The sequence below is a fragment of the Rhizobium herbae genome (assembly GCF_017873135.1).
Taxonomy (GTDB): domain Bacteria; phylum Pseudomonadota; class Alphaproteobacteria; order Rhizobiales; family Rhizobiaceae; genus Pararhizobium; species Pararhizobium herbae.
In genome coordinates this window covers 151115-166360 of the sequence record NZ_JAGGJV010000009.1, presented here as the reverse complement: position 1 = coordinate 166360, position 15246 = coordinate 151115, and the positions used below count along the sequence as shown (strand labels likewise).

At 58.2% G+C, this 15246-nt stretch carries 15 protein-coding genes; 8 read left to right on the top strand and 7 right to left on the bottom strand.

The features are described from left to right. Positions 1-5: 5 nt before the first annotated feature. The 3 genes from J2Z75_RS22975 to J2Z75_RS22965 all read right to left on the bottom strand — a co-directional run bounded on the left by J2Z75_RS22975 (position 6) and on the right by J2Z75_RS22965 (position 2059). Positions 6-515: a DUF1993 domain-containing protein gene (locus J2Z75_RS22975; protein WP_209855113.1), complete on the bottom strand. Its 510-nt coding sequence runs from the start codon at positions 513-515 to the stop codon at positions 6-8. Between the two features lie 140 nt (positions 516-655). Continuing rightward, positions 656-1489: an extensin-like domain-containing protein gene (locus J2Z75_RS22970; protein WP_209855111.1), complete on the bottom strand. Its 834-nt coding sequence runs from the start codon at positions 1487-1489 to the stop codon at positions 656-658. Between the two features lie 138 nt (positions 1490-1627). Next, a complete protein-coding gene (locus J2Z75_RS22965; protein ID WP_209855109.1) occupies positions 1628-2059 on the bottom strand; it encodes a winged helix-turn-helix transcriptional regulator in 432 nt (143 codons plus the stop codon). Positions 2060-2148: 89 nt separating this feature from the next. Between J2Z75_RS22965 and J2Z75_RS22960 the strand changes: the two genes are divergently transcribed. The 6 genes from J2Z75_RS22960 (at position 2149) to queF (ending at position 8811) form a co-directional block, all read left to right on the top strand. Continuing rightward, positions 2149-2964 (top strand): oxidoreductase, encoded by an 816-nt coding sequence (locus tag J2Z75_RS22960; protein WP_209855108.1) that lies wholly within the window; start codon positions 2149-2151, stop codon positions 2962-2964. Between the two features lie 39 nt (positions 2965-3003). Then, positions 3004-4005 (top strand): NADP-dependent oxidoreductase, encoded by a 1002-nt coding sequence (locus J2Z75_RS22955; RefSeq protein WP_209855107.1) that lies wholly within the window; start codon positions 3004-3006, stop codon positions 4003-4005. A 165-nt stretch (positions 4006-4170) separates the two neighbouring features. Next, positions 4171-4914 carry an SDR family oxidoreductase gene (locus J2Z75_RS22950; protein WP_209855106.1) on the top strand — a complete coding sequence of 248 codons (744 nt, stop codon included), beginning with the start codon at positions 4171-4173 and terminating at the stop codon, positions 4912-4914. Positions 4915-5157: 243 nt separating this feature from the next. Further along, positions 5158-7347, top strand: a complete 2190-nt coding sequence (locus J2Z75_RS22945; RefSeq protein WP_209855105.1) for an anthranilate synthase — start codon at positions 5158-5160, stop codon at positions 7345-7347. A 79-nt stretch (positions 7348-7426) separates the two neighbouring features. Beyond that, entirely contained in the window at positions 7427-8350 is a 924-nt protein-coding gene (locus J2Z75_RS22940) for a cation diffusion facilitator family transporter (protein ID WP_209855104.1), read from the top strand. Next, on the top strand, positions 8347-8811 hold the full coding sequence (gene queF / locus J2Z75_RS22935; protein WP_209855103.1) for a preQ(1) synthase: 465 nt from the start codon (positions 8347-8349) through the stop codon (positions 8809-8811). The genes J2Z75_RS22940 and queF overlap by 4 nt, the downstream gene beginning before the upstream one ends. Before the next feature lie 54 nt (positions 8812-8865). Here the strand turns inward: queF and J2Z75_RS22930 are convergent, their stop codons facing one another. After that, entirely contained in the window at positions 8866-9444 is a 579-nt protein-coding gene (locus J2Z75_RS22930) for a HupE/UreJ family protein (protein WP_209855102.1), read from the bottom strand. Positions 9445-9653: 209 nt separating this feature from the next. Beyond that, positions 9654-10355 (bottom strand): DUF2076 domain-containing protein, encoded by a 702-nt coding sequence (locus J2Z75_RS22925; protein ID WP_209855101.1) that lies wholly within the window; start codon positions 10353-10355, stop codon positions 9654-9656. 247 nt (positions 10356-10602) lie between these two features. Here J2Z75_RS22925 and J2Z75_RS22920 point away from each other — a divergent pair, with 247 nt between their 5' ends. Together J2Z75_RS22920 and J2Z75_RS22915 are read left to right on the top strand one after the other, a co-directional pair. Next, entirely contained in the window at positions 10603-11184 is a 582-nt protein-coding gene (locus J2Z75_RS22920; protein WP_407692808.1) for an ATP-dependent Clp protease proteolytic subunit, read from the top strand. A gap of 266 nt (positions 11185-11450) precedes the next feature. After that, a complete protein-coding gene (locus J2Z75_RS22915; protein ID WP_209855099.1) occupies positions 11451-12086 on the top strand; it encodes an acyltransferase in 636 nt (211 codons plus the stop codon). Between the two features lie 39 nt (positions 12087-12125). Here J2Z75_RS22915 and J2Z75_RS22910 read toward each other — a convergent pair whose 3' ends face one another. Both J2Z75_RS22910 and J2Z75_RS22905 read right to left on the bottom strand, forming a co-directional pair. Next, positions 12126-13316: a right-handed parallel beta-helix repeat-containing protein gene (locus J2Z75_RS22910; RefSeq protein ID WP_209855098.1), complete on the bottom strand. Its 1191-nt coding sequence runs from the start codon at positions 13314-13316 to the stop codon at positions 12126-12128. A gap of 135 nt (positions 13317-13451) precedes the next feature. Beyond that, entirely contained in the window at positions 13452-15155 is a 1704-nt protein-coding gene (locus J2Z75_RS22905; protein WP_209855097.1) for a hypothetical protein, read from the bottom strand. Positions 15156-15246: the final 91 nt, after the last annotated feature.

Below are 15246 nucleotides of genomic sequence, written 5' to 3'. Positions count from 1 at the left end.
TCGCCTCAGCTGTAAGCGCCGAGGTAGTCGACCTTACCTACCGCCACGCCCTTGTTGCGCAAGATGTCGTGGGTGGTGGCGACATGGAAGAAGAAATTCGGCAGTGCGAATTTCAGCACGTAATCGTCGCCAGTGAAGGTAAATTTCAACTTGCCGAAACTGATGGTGACGTCGCGGCCATCGCTGCCCTCCAAATCGGACGGCTTGACGGTTTCGAGGAAGGCGATCGTCTTGGCGATGCGTTCGCGAAGTTCGGCAAAGGTCTTTTCCTCATCCGGAAAGCTTGGCGCGGGAACGCCGGTCAGGCGCCCGATCGCGTTCTTGGCGGTGTCGCTGACGCGCTGGATCTGGCCGGAAAGCGGCAGCATATCGGGGGCAAGCCGGGCACCGAACAAATCGTCCAGCGGAATCTTCTTTTCGGCCGCGTGGGACTCGGCCTTGTCGAGAAGTGCGGCAAGAACGTTCAGACCGCGAATGAACACCGGTACCGACAGTTTGAACATGGAAACAGGCATGGAGAATTCCTTGTCTTGGGTGCCGGGGGCAAGTCCAACGATCTCAGACAGATGGGGTGCGCTCGGCCTTCGCGCAAGCCAGATGTGGCTGCCGGATGCTATCTTTATCAAGCCAAAGCCGGATGATGTGTGACGATGTCTCACCGGCAGTAACGGTATCCGCCTTTCCGCTCGATCACGTCGAAATGCAGGTGGTCCTCGTGGGCTTCGTCACTGCCGGGGTCGAGCACGGTTTCGAAATAGAGGCAACCGGTCGCGGTCACCGCGCGCTGGAAGGCACCGGCTAGTGTCGAATCTTCGTCGCGCGGTTGGATCTCGATCGATTTGCCACTCTTGAAGGTGAAGGAGGCGATGTCGATGGCATTGCCGCGCGCGTGTTCGGAGATCTTCCCGGTCTTTGCATTGTTGCGCAACCGGCAGATATAGCTTGATGCCTGATTGATCGTGGTCAGTGGGCCTTCGTTTTCGAGGGCTGCCCTGACAGCAGGCAGGACCGCGTCCTTGGTCCAGCGGGCGAGTTCCAGCGCCGTTTCGCAACGCATCTTGCCTTCGGGCTTCAGCGTGATGCCGGGAAGGACGGTCTGGAGCGTCAATGGTTTGTCGATGCCGCAGCCCTTGCCGTCATCGATCCGCTTTTCCTCGCGAAAGGTGGCGCCGAGTTCCTTCAACGCCGTCAGGCAGGCGGCATATTCCTTGCCGTCCTCCGGCGCAATCGTCAGCACCGGCTCGGGTTTGCTTTCAGGCGTCTCTATAGAAGGCGTGTCGGGCGAAGGCTTGGTCTCCGGCGATGTCTGTGCCGGTTTCTCGTCCTTGGACGGCAGAGGGTCTTCCTTCGCCTTTTTCTCCGTTTTTTCCGCCGGTTTCGCCGTCTCTGTTGTTGCCGGCTTTTGTTCGGGGAGGGGACCTTTTTCGGGAAGGCCGGCGCTTGAAAGCAGGAGGATCGACAGGAGGGAGGCGATGATTCGAAGGTGCATGAACGAACTCCGGTTCTGCCAGCGGCGGCAGGGTCACGGTTTCACAACGCATTCGGGCGGTGAAGGGTTGCATTGCAGCCGCAAGGCATCGCTTCACTGCCCATGGAGTTCCTTCAGGGCATTTGTCGAGGCTTGGTATTATTCCGGTGCGCCGATCCGGATGGGACGTGTTCCGACCGGAGCGCCGGTGACGCGGTCGATGGTGACGGCATCGATCTCCGTTCCGGTCTCGGCGTCGAAGAACCGCGTCACCTCGCCGCCGCTGCGATGCTTGCGTCCCCACGCGCCGATCGCAAACAGCACCGGCAGAAAGTCGCGGCCGGCCTGCGTCAGCAGATATTCGTCCCGTGGCGGACGCTCGGAATAGCGGTGTTTTTCCAGCAGCCCATCGTCGGTTAGGGCTGAAAGCCGCGCCGTCAGCATCGTCGGCGCGATACCCAGACTTTTGCGGAATTCATCGAAGCGGGTCAGCCCCGTATGGGCATCCCGCATGATCAGCATGCTCCATGCGTCCCCTACAATGGCAAGGCTGCGGGCGATCAGGCATGGTTGGTTCGAAAGATTCTTCATGTTGATATCTTTTTGATAGTGACTTACTACTAAAATCATAGTAACTGATTGTTCATCGATGTTCCACGACAAAATGAAAGTTGAACGCAATGAACAAGACAGAACGCGGCATCGCCCTGGTGACGGGTGCTTCCTCCGGGATTGGACTGGCAACGGCACAAGCGCTGCGGCGCGATGGCTATCGTGTTTTCGGCACCAGCCGGAAGCCGATGCCCGATACATCGGATGGGATCACGATGCTGGTCTGCGACGTGATCGATGACGCATCGGTGCAGAGCCTCGTCGATGAGGTTCTCAGCCGCGCGGGGCGGATCGATCTTCTCGTCAACAATGCCGGTCTCGGGCTCATAGGGGGCGCTGAAGAATCCTCCGTCGCACAGGTGCAAGCCCTGTTCGACGTCAATCTGTTCGGCGTCATCCGCATGACCAATGCGGTGTTGCCGTCGATGCGGCGGCGCGGCAAAGGGCGCATCATCAACATCGGCTCGGTCCTGGGCTTCATACCTGCGCCCTATTCGGCTTATTATTCAGCGGCCAAGCACGCAATCGAGGGCTATTCGGAATCACTGGATCACGAGGTGCGTGCCTTCAATATTCGCGTCTCGGTGATCGAGCCGGCCTTTGTGCGTACTGTCTTCGACCAGAACGGGATCAAGCCTGATTCCCTGCTGAAGGAATATGATCGTGCTCGAGCCGACGTGGACGCGCTCTTTCGCGATGTGATGCCCAAAGCCGATCTGCCGGATGTGGTCGCCGATGTGGTCGTCAAGGCCGCGGCCGATGCCCGTCCGCGACGGCGCTATACCGCCGGCAAGGCAGCCAGACAGATCAGCATATTGCGCCGGTTTGCCCCCGCAGAGATATTCGACAAGAGCTTACGCAAGCAGTTCCGCCTGCCGGTCTGACGGCACTGCTCGCTCGCCATGAAAATGAAAGTTAAGCTGATGAAATCATTCATGATCGATCGCTACAAGAAAAGCGGCGCCCTGCGGCTCGGCGAAAGTCCTTTGCCTGCTATGAAGGACAACGACGTCATGGTGGAAATCCATGCCGCCGGAGTGAACCCGTTGGACAGCAAGATCCGGGACGGAGAGTTCAAGCTCATCCTGCCCTACCGCCTTCCTTTGGTGCTGGGCAACGATGTTGCCGGTGTCGTGGTCCGGGTCGGGGCCAAGGTCCGGCAGTTCAAGCCGGGCGATGAGGTCTACGCGCGTCCGGCGCAGGATCGCATCGGGACTTTCGCGGAATATATTGCCATGGACGCGGCCGATGTCGCCTTGAAGCCCGCCAACCTGACCATGGAAGAGGCCGCCTCCATTCCGCTTACCGCCCTGACGGCATGGCAGGCGCTGGTCGAGCGGGCCAACGTGCAGAAGGGGCAGAAAGTGCTGATCCATGCCGGCTCGGGCGGTGTGGGCACGATGGCGATCCAGCTTGCCAAGCATCTCGGGGCTTATGTGGCGACGACCACCAGCACAGCCAATATCGATCTCGTCAAAAGTCTCGGCGCAGACGTCGTAGTCGACTACAAGACGGACGACTTTGCGACGGTGCTGCAGGGCTACGACGTCGTGCTGAACAGCCTCGGCAAGGACACGCTGGAGAAGTCTCTTGCCGTGCTGAAGCCCGGCGGGAAATTGATCTCGATTTCCGGTCCGCCCGATCCGGATTTCGCAAAGGAGAATGGTTTCGGCTGGCTGCTGCAACAGATCATGCGCCTGCTGAGCTCAGGAATCAGGCGGAAATCGAAGCGCCGGGGAATCCGCTATTCCTTCCTCTTCATGACGGCGAATGGCGGACAGCTCGCAAAGATCACCGCCCTGATCGAGGCAGGCGTCATACGCCCGGTGATGGACCGGATTTTTCCGTTCGAAAAGACCAACGAGGCATTGGCCTATGTCGAAACGGGTCGTGCGAAGGGCAAGGTCGTTATCGCCGTCAAATGACATCCGACAAGTAGAACTGTTGGAGCAAAGCGCGCAGACGAATTGCGCCAGATGCTCTCGCCGATCCGGCAGGCATCGGAGCCGGAAAAAGTGAAAGTGGCCGGAATCCCTCGGCTTTTCCGATCAACAAAAAAGTGCACGTGCACATTGAGAGAAAGAAAAATCATGTCGCAGAAAATCGAAAATGCCGTTGCTCTCGTCACCGGCGCCAATCGCGGTATCGGCCGCGAATTCGTCACCGAACTGCTGCGCCGTGGCGCAAGCAAGATCTATCTCGGTGCCCGCGATCCGGCTTCGCTTGCCGATCTCGTTGCTGTCGATCCTGCTCGCCTCGTGCCGCTCAAGCTTGATGTGACCAAAGCGGCGGATGTCGCGGAAGCCGCGAAAGAGGCAACCGATGTCACGCTGCTGATCAACAATGCCGGTTTTGCCGGCGGGCAGGGGGTTATCTCCGCGTCTGACATTTCGATCGCCCGGCAGGAAATGGACGTGAACTATTTCGGCGTGCTGGCGCTGTCGAAGGCCTTCGCACCGATCCTCGCCAAGGTGCCGCAGAGCAGCATCGTCAATGTCTTGTCCTTCCTGTCTCTGGTGACACTGCCCTCGGCCGGTACCTACTCGGCGTCAAAGGCAGCCGGTCTGGCCGCAAGCCGTTCCATTCGGGCAGAATTGCAGAGCCAGGGCACGCAGGTCGTCGCCACGATGCCGGTGCAGGTGGAAACCGACATGGGCCGTAACCTGCCGGAGCCGCGCCTGCAACCGATTGACGTTGTCAGCGAAACGCTCGATGCTGTCGAGACCGGTGTGGAAGAGGTTTTCCCGGGCGAGCTGACCCGCAATGTCGCAGCAGCGTTCGCGGCCGATCCGAAGGGCGTACAGGCGCACATGTTGACCAGGCTACCTGGCTAGGAGGCGTAAAAGCGCTGCGGAAAACGGACTTTTATTTTTCCGCAGGTGGCCGCTTGCACAATCTTGCGTCTCACGCTAACAATTCCGCCATGACACAGGCACGCAACATTGCAATCTGGTGGTGGGCTCGCTAAAGCGGCCTTGACCAGTCATGCGTGATTGAGACGACAAGCCGCCCGGAAGTTTCGAGGCGGCTTTTTTGTATTCGGGCCGCAGGAATGACGGGCCTGAACGGAGCGACAGATGGCGACGACAATTCTTGCAGACGGCGCGGAAGCCTATACCACCAAGGGCGGCATTTCCGTCACCCGCCGGCGGCGCGAGGCCCCTTACGGCGAAGCGATCTCCAGCTATGTCGACAGGCTCGACGAACGCCGAGGCGCGGTCTTTTCCTCCAACTACGAATATCCGGGCCGCTACACCCGCTGGGACACGGCGATCATCGATCCGCCGCTCGCCATCTCCTCCTTCGGCCGTTCGCTGTGGATCGATGCCTATAACGAGCGCGGCGAAGCGCTGTTGTCGATGATTTCCGACCATCTTGCCGGGATTGCGGACATCACGCTCGGTGCCTCGACGGCCCGCCGTCTTGACCTGACGATCAACATGCCGGACCGGGTCTTCACCGAAGAAGAACGCTCGAAGATGCCGACGGTGTTCACGGTGCTGCGTGCGGTGACCAGCCTGTTCTATTCGCAGGAGGATTCCAGCCTCGGGCTTTACGGCGCCTTCGGCTACGATCTTGCCTTTCAGTTCGATGCCATCGAACTCAAGCTCAAGCGTCCGGACGACCAGCGCGACATGGTGCTGTTCCTGCCCGACGAAATTCTCGTCGTCGATCACTATGCCGCCAAGGCCTGGATCGACCGCTACGATTTCGCCAAGGACGGCAAGACCACCGCAGGCAAGGCGGGCGATATCGCGCCGGAACCTTTCCGCACCGTCGACAGCATTCCGCCGCATGGCGATCACCGCCCCGGCGAATATGCCGAACTGGTGACGAAGGCGAAGGAAAGTTTTCGCCGCGGCGACCTTTTCGAGGTCGTTCCCGGCCAGAAGTTCTTTGAGCGCTGCGAAAGCAAGCCATCGGAAATCTCTAACCGGCTGAAGGCGATCAATCCGTCGCCCTACTCCTTCTTCATCAATCTCGGAAACCAGGAATATCTGGTCGGTGCCTCACCGGAAATGTTCGTGCGCGTCTCCGGCCGCCGGATCGAGACCTGCCCGATCTCCGGCACGATCAAGCGTGGCGAGGACCCGATCGCCGACTCGGAACAGATCCTCAAGCTCCTGAATTCAAAGAAGGACGAATCCGAGCTGACCATGTGCTCGGACGTCGACCGCAACGACAAGAGCCGTGTCTGCGTACCCGGCTCGGTCAAGGTCATCGGCCGCCGCCAGATCGAGATGTATTCGCGCCTGATCCACACGGTCGACCACATCGAAGGCCGCCTGCGCGACGACATGGATGCCTTCGACGGCTTCCTCTCCCATGCCTGGGCCGTCACTGTTACCGGTGCGCCGAAACTCTGGGCGATGCGCTTCATCGAAAGCCATGAAAAGAGCGCCCGCCTCTGGTATGGTGGCGCCATCGGCATGGTTGGCTTCAACGGCGACATGAACACCGGCCTGACACTGCGCACCATCCGCATCAAGGACGGCATTGCCGAGGTGCGCGCCGGTGCCACATTGCTCAACGACAGCAATCCGGAAGAAGAAGAAGCCGAAACCGAACTGAAGGCATCCGCCATGATCGCAGCGATCCGCGACGCAAAATCCGCCAACAGCCGCGGCACCGGCCGCGACGTGGCCTCGGTCGGCACCGGCGTCAATATCCTGCTTGTCGATCACGAGGACAGCTTCGTCCACACGTTGGCCAACTATTTCCGCCAGACGGGTGCGACGGTCACCACCGTGCGCTCGCCGGTCGCCGACGAGATCTTCGAACGCGTCAAGCCGGACCTCGTCGTGCTGTCGCCCGGTCCGGGCATGCCGAAGGACTTCGATTGCAAGGCGACGATCAAGAAGGCGCGGGCCCGCGACCTGCCGATCTTCGGCGTCTGCCTCGGGCTGCAGGCGCTCGCCGAAGCCTATGGCGGCGACCTGCGCCAACTCGCCGTTCCGATGCACGGCAAGCCGTCGCGTATTCGCGTGCTTGAGCCCGGAATTGTCTTCTCAGGGCTCGGCAAGGAAGTGACGGTCGGCCGTTATCACTCGATCTTCGCCGATCCCTCGACATTGCCGCGCGAGTTCATGATCACAGCCGAGAGCGACGACGGCACGATCATGGGCATCGAGCACATGAAGGAGCCGATCGCAGCCGTGCAGTTCCACCCGGAATCGATCATGACGCTCGGCGGCGACGCCGGCATGCGGATGATCGAGAATGTGGTGGCGCACCTGGCCAAGCGGGCGAAGATCAAGGCTGCCTGACAAAGCATGGACGCAAGGTTGAAAACCGTCGCGCCCGAAATGGCGCGGCGGTTCTTTTTATTGGAAATGGGGGCCAGCAATGGCGACTGACACTCAGGGAAACAAGGCCCAGCGTTTGGCGTTTTGGGGCATTCCGCTCGCGGTCCTCGTACTGGGGTTGAAGATGCTCGCCTGGTGGCTCACCGGCTCGGTAGCGCTGCTGTCCGACGGGCTGGAATCGATCGTCAACGTCGTTGCCGCGATCGTCGCCTTCGTCGTTATCGGTTATGCGGCAAAACCCGCCGATGCGGGCCATCCCTTCGGTCACTACAAGGCGGAGTATTTGTCGGCAGTCATCGAGGGCGTGCTGATCGTCGTGGCGGCGCTGCTCATCGTCTGGGAAGCCGTGCCGGCCATACTGGAACCGCGCCTGATGGAAGCCCCGGTTATCGGCCTTGGGATCAATGTCCTCGCCGGCATCGTCAACGCTCTCTGGGCCTATACGCTGATCCGCGCCGGGCGGGCGCTTCGCTCGCCGGCATTGGCGGCCGATGGCCATCACATCCTCTCCGACGTCGTGACGTCGATCGGCGTTCTGATCGGCCTCGTGCTGGCCATCGCCACCGGCTACGCGGTGCTTGATCCGCTGCTCGCGGTGCTGGTTGCCTTCAACATTCTCTATCAGGGCTGGAAGGTGATCAGCCGTTCTGTCGACGGATTGATGGACAAGGCCGTTCCCGCCGAAGAGGAAGATGCGATCAAGCAGGCGATTGCCGCCAATGCGACCGGCTCCCTCGGCGTCCACGACCTGAAGACCCGCGAGGCGGGATCGGCCATCTTCGTCGATTTTCATATGGTGGTTCCGGCGGCCATGCCGGTCGGCGATGCGCATGATATCTGCGACCGCCTGGAAGACGCGATCCGGGAGGTCAATCCCGGCGCCAAGATTGCCATCCATGTCGAGCCGGAGAGCGAAAAGGCCCATGGTATAAGAGTGAAGGTTATTGAAGGAATGAAACGATGACGAAAACGGATGTCTCCGGCCTGTCTCAACTGGGCCAGAATGTGGCAGCACCCCAAAGCCCCGAAGAGGCTGTACTCGAGCGCGTGCCGACCAGCCATGCAGGCACGGATTTCGTGGTGCGCTTCACCGCGCCGGAATTCACCTCGCTCTGCCCGATGACCGGCCAGCCGGATTTCGCCCATATCGTCATCGACTATGTGCCGGATGGCTGGCTGGTCGAATCCAAGTCGCTGAAGCTCTACCTGCATTCGTTCCGCAATCACGGCGCGTTCCACGAGGATTGCACCATCGATATCGCCAAGCGCCTGGTCGATCTGCTTGCGCCGAAATGGCTGCGGATCGGGGCCTACTGGTATCCGCGCGGCGGTATTCCGATCGACGTGTTCTGGCAGACCGGCGCACCGCCGGAAGGCCTTTGGTTGCCGGATCAGGGCGTTCAGCCCTATCGCGGGCGCGGCTGAAACGAAAAACGGCGGGTTGTTGAGCCCGCCGTTTTTATTTGGATAGAGTGGGTGTCAGCTGAAGATCAGCGCCATGCCGGCGAACGCGGTGATGCCGCCGAGGATGCGCGAAATGATCCGGCCGGACGAGAGCCGGCTGACGCCAAGACCCAGGCCGATGCCGGCGGCATGCAGAAGTGCTGTTGCGACCACAAAGCCGGTGCTGAAGGGCATAGCGCCGGCGGCACCCAGTTCGCCGCCATGGGCATAGCCGTGGAACAGGGCAAAGACCCCGACGACTGCTGCGCAGGCCAGCGTCTCCATCCGTACCGCCATGGCAACCAGAAGGCCAAGCGCGACGACGGAGGCGAGGATGGCCGGCTCGACGAAGGGCAGGTGCACACCGGTCATCGCCAGCGCGAAACCCAAGGCCATGGTGCCGACAAAGGCGGACGGAACGATCCACAGCGCGCGGCCGCCGATCTGCGCTGCCCAGAGGCCGACGGCGATCATGACGAGGATATGGTCGAGGCCCGACAGGGGATGGGTGAACCCTGCCATCAGCGAACCATGCCCGGCTGGATCGAGATGGGCAAAGGCTGGCGCTGCGGAGGCGGCGAAGGCCAGGCCCGTGAGAAGAAGGCGTTTTTTCATTGTGGTCCCCACTGAAGGGCGGGAGCGTGGGAGGCGGCCCCGCCGGATGCGAATTCATGACGCCGGTATCTTATTGCCGATTGTGAACCTGTCCATACGGCAAATACCGAAGAGCCGGAAAAACGGTTTCGACACCTTTTTTCCGGCACTGATGTGGTTTGTACCCGTATTCGGTTTGAACGTTGTTTTTGCCGGGAGGACAGCGGCGGTCAGACGTCGAAGCTGTCGTCGGAAAAATCCGGGCTGTCGTCGCTGAAATCGGCATTGGTAAGGGAATTGTCGTTTCCGGCAGAGTTGGCGATATCCGGCGTCGTATCGCCGCTGCCGAAGTAATTGTTGTTGACGACGTTTTCCTCGATCACCTCCTGTGGTCCAGTCAGCCCGCCTGTTCCGCCAAACAGGCCATGGCCGCCACCGAAGAGGCCGGTCAGCGAATTGGCAAGCAGCATGCCGCCGGCAACGCCCGCTGCCGTCCCCATCGCGCCACGCAGGAAGCCGCCGGCGGGAGACGGGGCAGCTGCGCCCCACGGACCGGCGGTCGGCCGCTGTTCATTCCCCCAGGGGCCGGAGGGTGCCGACTGCTGCGCATAGGCGGGTTGAGAGGATTGCGGAGGTTGACTGCCGAACAGGCCGCCGAGACCGCCAAGGAAGCTGCCGCCGCTTTTCTGCGGCTGCTCACTTCGGCTTTCCAGCTCCGTTATCCTTTGTTCCAGCTCCTTGAGGCGGCCGGCGGCGGAGCGCAGTGCCTGATCTTGCAAGATCACCGCCTGGGACAGAAGGTACGGGGCGTGGGGTTGGGCACGGATGGCCTCGTTGATCAGCGTTTCGGCCTGCGGATCGCGCTGGGTATCCTGCGCTGCGCGGGTCCGTTCGAAAAGCTCTTCGAGCAGTTTTTGTTCATCAGGTGACATCATCGTTCTCCTGGGACACGGGGACGGCATCTCTTGTCGTGCGTTCCGGTCGTCACGAACCTGATTTAGGCAACGATCATGGCGGCGCAACGTCGCGGGGCCTGCATTACGCATTTGTAATGGATGATGTCGCCGCCGCATTTTTACCAATGCGCCGCTTTGCCTCGCAGGCCGCATTGTTATAGGAGGAAAGTTGCACTATGTGCAGGACAGATGAAATCATGCTGGAGACGAGCGTATGAATCGTATGAATGAAGACGAGGAAGACAAGGCAAAGGAACTGCCTTTGGGCAAGGAAACCGAGGCGAACCTTTTCAAGTCGCGCTCGATCTTTATCTACGGCACGATCAACCAGGAACTGGCGCAGAAGGTCTGCTCGCAGCTTGTGGCGCTTGCCGCTGCCAGCGACGAGGACATCCGTATCTTCGTCAGCTCTCCGGGCGGTCATGTCGAATCCGGTGATTCGATCCATGACATGATCCAGTTCATCAAGCCGAAGGTCTGGATGATCGGCACCGGCTGGGTCGCTTCCGCCGGCGCGCTGATCTACGTATCGGCTCCGAAGGAGCGGCGCATCTGCCTGCCGAACACGCGCTTCCTGCTTCACCAACCCTCTGGCGGCACGCGCGGCATGGCCTCGGACATCGAAATCCAGGCCCGCGAGATCATCAAGATGAACGAGCGCCTGAACCGGATCTTTTCGGAAGCGACCGGTCAGTCGGTCGAGAAGATCGCCAAGGACACGGACCGCGACTATTGGCTCTCGGCTGAAGAGGCCAAGACCTATGGTCTCGTTTCGCGGATCGTGAAGTCGGCCGCGGAAATCTGAGCCTTTCGGATATTCGAAGCATTTCGACCCCGCTGGTTTTTCCGGCGGGGTTTCTTATTGTCCGGGAGCTGTAGCAGTGAGGGGATGATCTTGGGGAACCGTGTCGATTGCAACGAGTTTCATGTTCTCGGCAGCGCATTGATCCAGATATTGCTCGCTCGGTAAATGCAAACGCACGCGCCAATAACAGGCGGTTCCGTCCCTGCTAGCGGATTGCAGCTGTAACGGTTTGCTGTTATTCGGGACGCAAAAGATAGTGAGGAAGAATGTTCGGCAAGCTGATATTGCAACTCGATGGCTCGGAATTAGAACGAAAGAAAGCCAAGTCGGTTACCGGATCCTGCAAGGTGCTGGGTGGAACGGAAAATCTCATCTCCATCGGCGAAAACTCTGTTTTTTCTGGAGATATCGTCATCACCGGCAGCGGAAACAAAGTTGTCATCGGAAACAACTGCGATTTTAACGGCAAGATCACCGTCAAGGGTGATAATCAGACCGTCCATTTCGGCGATCATTCGACGGCCAAACGGGTGAGCATCCTTTGCCAGGAAAACTGTGACGTCATCATCGGCAAATGGTGCATGCTGTCGCGCGGTATCGAAATCCGAACGACGGACGCACACTCGATTATTGACAGGGCAACAAAGGCCCGAACCAATTTGCCCGGATCTGTCTCCATCGGCGCCCACGTCTGGATTGGTGCAAATGCGATGATCAGCAAGGGCGCACGTATTGCAGCCGATACCGTTGTGGGTGCTGGATCTTTCGTCAACGGTCAGTTTGATGAGGAGTCCGTTTTGCTCGCTGGGGTCCCGGCCCAAATCCGCAAACGCGGACTGACCTGGAGCCGGTCGCTTAAGTTCAATCCGGCTCGCATTGACGACTGGCGGGAAGATGTCTGAACATTCTTGCCGCCATACACCATAAACGATAGCCTTCAGCTATCGGAAAGTGTTGCCGATATCGACAGTACCTGTGACGGGCGAGTTCAACAAGTCTGCGCGGAATTGCGCTCCCACTTCGGTCGGGGCAGGCATATTCGTGAAGCTGTTGTTCCGAATCGTCGTGAAGTCATCCTCTATCCGCACACCCACTTCCGTCAGATTGGCGAATCTGTTGTCCGTGATGATGTTGGAAGGGGCGTGGTCGAGGAAATATCGGTTTTTCAGCGCCCCAGTGTAGGGCGACTTGTCCCAGCAATCCGATTTTGACAAGTCGCGGCTTTGGCGTGATGCGACCCAAACACCCACCGGCATATTCATAAAGGTGTTGCCAACTATCTCATTATGGGCAGCGGGCTCTACACGTATGCCGGTTTGGGCGTTATGCTCCGAGCAATTCTTATAGAGAAAAATTCCACCACCTGCGTTCCCGTCAAAGACATTGTCTTTGATCAGATTTGAAGACGCAGAATCGATCGCCAGACCTTCACGGAAAGAACTCGGAATTTTTTTTACTTTTCCGGATGTCCGGTTTCGAAAACCGCAGTGTTCGAAAACATTGCCGAGAATCTGATTATATTTGGAATAAGCGTCGATGTAGATGCACACGCCATACGAATCTTTGATCGTCGAATTGCTTACCGTCACCCCGGTAATGTATTTCTTGATGTAAATACCTGCGTTTTTCGCAGCACCTATGGTCACATCGTCAATGACAACGCTTTTCGGGGAGAATGCTCGAACGGCATCGCCATTCATCTGTTGTGATTCACTAAGGCCCGCAACATTCACGCCGTTGTCGATCACTATCCCCGCCGAGTCGGCATTCAGGATGATGCAATTTTTGACCGAGATATCGGTGATAACCTTGCCCGCGTCAGCCTTGATTTGGATACCAAAGTCCCGTTGGTACTGCAGGTTGATCGTCGCGCCGCGGCAATCCAATGTTGTTTGCGACTGCGAAATGACAAAGGTTTCGTCATATTCGCAGTCCGGATCCAGCAGAACCAGTCCGGTCAGCTGACGCGCTTCACTCTGTAACGAGCAAGCCTCCTTTGCCTGTGCTGGGCTACCGTTAACAGCCCACAGGAAAAGAAAAATGACGTTGATAAAAACAGCCAAGGGCGCATTCAGCATAAAGTTCAGCTCAGCAGCCCTGGCCTCTTTGCGGTATTTCTGGATTTTTTGCACGTCAGATGGCTCACTGATTTGCTCTTGTATCCGTCCCACAACACCGGGCATTGCCTACGACGTCGTCACCACTGGCAATGCTTGTTACGTTCATGGTCCTGAAGGACGTGTCTCGCCGGATTCTGGCTCAATAGATCAGGATTCTGCCCGACTGATATCGGGAGCATCTTGCAACAACGATTTGGACTTTTGTGGTTCCACTGCCGCTACGGAAGCAAGTTCGTTCAATTGCTCATCGCTGAGAATGTACACCGGTCGACCCAGGCCAATACGAGTGCTCTCAAATTTTGGATCATCGATGCTAGGCGAGCGTACAAAGAGATCCCCTGATGCCGCATTAAACACGCTGGATGCCGCAAATACTCGTTCGACCCCGAGATAGGACTTCATTCTCTCTGCGCCATATTCATCGATAAGGTCCTTAGCGACGACGACCGCAGATGGTCGGAATAGCTCATTGCCGATCTTCGGCTCCGCGTTCGCGGTGGTCAACTGAAGCTGGTTGTGCGGAGCTTGAAGGATACTGTCCAGGTTTTGCTGGATACGTGAGAGGGCCTCTCCATCGATACCAAATTTTTCGTTCGAGAAATTACTTGCCGCCCATTCCAGTGTACGTTCGGACATGCGGTGATCGTTCGATCGCAGTGCTTCATCTGCGTGTAAGGAAAATTGAAGTCCTGATGTTGCTATGAGGATATCCGTATTTTCCCATATGGTCGGCAAATCAATATACTTCATCGCAATGCTGGGTTTGGACATCAGCCGCGCCTCAAACAGCATTGTACTGTTGACCGAAACAACCAGATCGGCTTGGCACAATGTCTCCTCGGGAGTCAGGACATATTCGCCGGCGACGTCGATCGATACGTTCGGGCTTGCGTTCAACCTCAGTTGTAGATGTTCAGGCAGAATTTGTTCGCGCGACGGCGGCGTTCTTAAAAACAGATGGTGTCCTCGGTCGTGGCAATATTGCAAAACGTCCGAAATAGCCGAGGCCTGCCGCTGCCTAGCGTATTTTTTGTCGTTATAGTTGTCCATGGGTTGCATCGTGAACAGCACGATCTTTGCGTTTTCAGCGATGCCGAACAATTGCTCAAACTGCTGCCTGGTGAGAGCCGGACGATATTTGAAATCGAAGTCCAGCTTTGGCGACCCCACCTTGACGATACGGGATCGCGGATATCCTCTCTCCTCGAAGATTCCCGCCTGCATCTCACCCCAACACAGAACGTGATCCGTCAAGGGGGCGTTGGTTCTGCGGCGTTTCTGGTAATAGAAAGTGTCGGTTGTCGAAAAAACGCTTTCGTGCGGGATCAATATAGTCCTAATCCCGATGCTCCTGCAGGCGAAAACGATTTCTCTAAGGGGGGCAGTCCAGTCGAGTGTCAAAACAATCGCGTCAATCCCCTTGGTGCGCAATGCAAGCAGCGAAGCCAGGGCCAGCCGGCGGAACCGGATCGGGTCCCTTTCCGCTGCCTGCGTCAGTGCTCTGCGGATCTCAGGGTGCTGTTGACCCTTAAAGATATTGACATCGACAAATTTGATATGCGGGCAGGCGTCGATGACCCGTGCGATCAAGATGTCGCTGTGCTCTGGTATCCACCTCACGTAACCGACCATTTTTGTCCCTGCTTCCTTTGACGGAAGGTCAATGGGATTGGTCGATACAGCCCAGTCCTCGAAAAGGAATTCGAAATCCTCTTTTGAGGCGACGGCCGATAGCGGGGGTCTTTTGTGAGCCGCAACCGCGCGTCGAACCGGTTTTGCTGATTTCTTTTTACCGAAAAAAAAGTTCCAACTATGTTTTATGTTCTTTTCCAAACCGAAACCTATTTTCATGCAAGCTTGCTCCAGAGGCACGCGACCGCCTGTTTAAAACCACTTGATAGTGAGTTAGATTCGCAATGTCCACAATGCAAGGGTGGTCGCC

What these genes read in the sequence shown, in the direction of transcription:
- J2Z75_RS22975 (WP_209855113.1), bottom strand. Translation starts at nt 515, where the DNA reads ATGCCTGTTTCCATGTTCAAACTGTCGGTACCGGTGTTCATTCGCGGT.
- J2Z75_RS22970 (WP_209855111.1), bottom strand. Translation starts at nt 1,489, where the DNA reads ATGCACCTTCGAATCATCGCCTCCCTCCTGTCGATCCTCCTGCTTTCA.
- J2Z75_RS22965 (WP_209855109.1), bottom strand. Translation starts at nt 2,059, where the DNA reads ATGAAGAATCTTTCGAACCAACCATGCCTGATCGCCCGCAGCCTTGCC.
- J2Z75_RS22960 (WP_209855108.1), top strand. Translation starts at nt 2,149, where the DNA reads ATGAACAAGACAGAACGCGGCATCGCCCTGGTGACGGGTGCTTCCTCC.
- J2Z75_RS22955 (WP_209855107.1), top strand. Translation starts at nt 3,004, where the DNA reads ATGAAATCATTCATGATCGATCGCTACAAGAAAAGCGGCGCCCTGCGG.
- J2Z75_RS22950 (WP_209855106.1), top strand. Translation starts at nt 4,171, where the DNA reads ATGTCGCAGAAAATCGAAAATGCCGTTGCTCTCGTCACCGGCGCCAAT.
- J2Z75_RS22945 (WP_209855105.1), top strand. Translation starts at nt 5,158, where the DNA reads ATGGCGACGACAATTCTTGCAGACGGCGCGGAAGCCTATACCACCAAG.
- J2Z75_RS22940 (WP_209855104.1), top strand. Translation starts at nt 7,427, where the DNA reads ATGGCGACTGACACTCAGGGAAACAAGGCCCAGCGTTTGGCGTTTTGG.
- queF (WP_209855103.1), top strand. Translation starts at nt 8,347, where the DNA reads ATGACGAAAACGGATGTCTCCGGCCTGTCTCAACTGGGCCAGAATGTG.
- J2Z75_RS22930 (WP_209855102.1), bottom strand. Translation starts at nt 9,444, where the DNA reads ATGAAAAAACGCCTTCTTCTCACGGGCCTGGCCTTCGCCGCCTCCGCA.
- J2Z75_RS22925 (WP_209855101.1), bottom strand. Translation starts at nt 10,355, where the DNA reads ATGTCACCTGATGAACAAAAACTGCTCGAAGAGCTTTTCGAACGGACC.
- J2Z75_RS22920 (WP_407692808.1), top strand. Translation starts at nt 10,603, where the DNA reads ATGAATGAAGACGAGGAAGACAAGGCAAAGGAACTGCCTTTGGGCAAG.
- J2Z75_RS22915 (WP_209855099.1), top strand. Translation starts at nt 11,451, where the DNA reads ATGTTCGGCAAGCTGATATTGCAACTCGATGGCTCGGAATTAGAACGA.
- J2Z75_RS22905 (WP_209855097.1), bottom strand. Translation starts at nt 15,155, where the DNA reads ATGAAAATAGGTTTCGGTTTGGAAAAGAACATAAAACATAGTTGGAAC.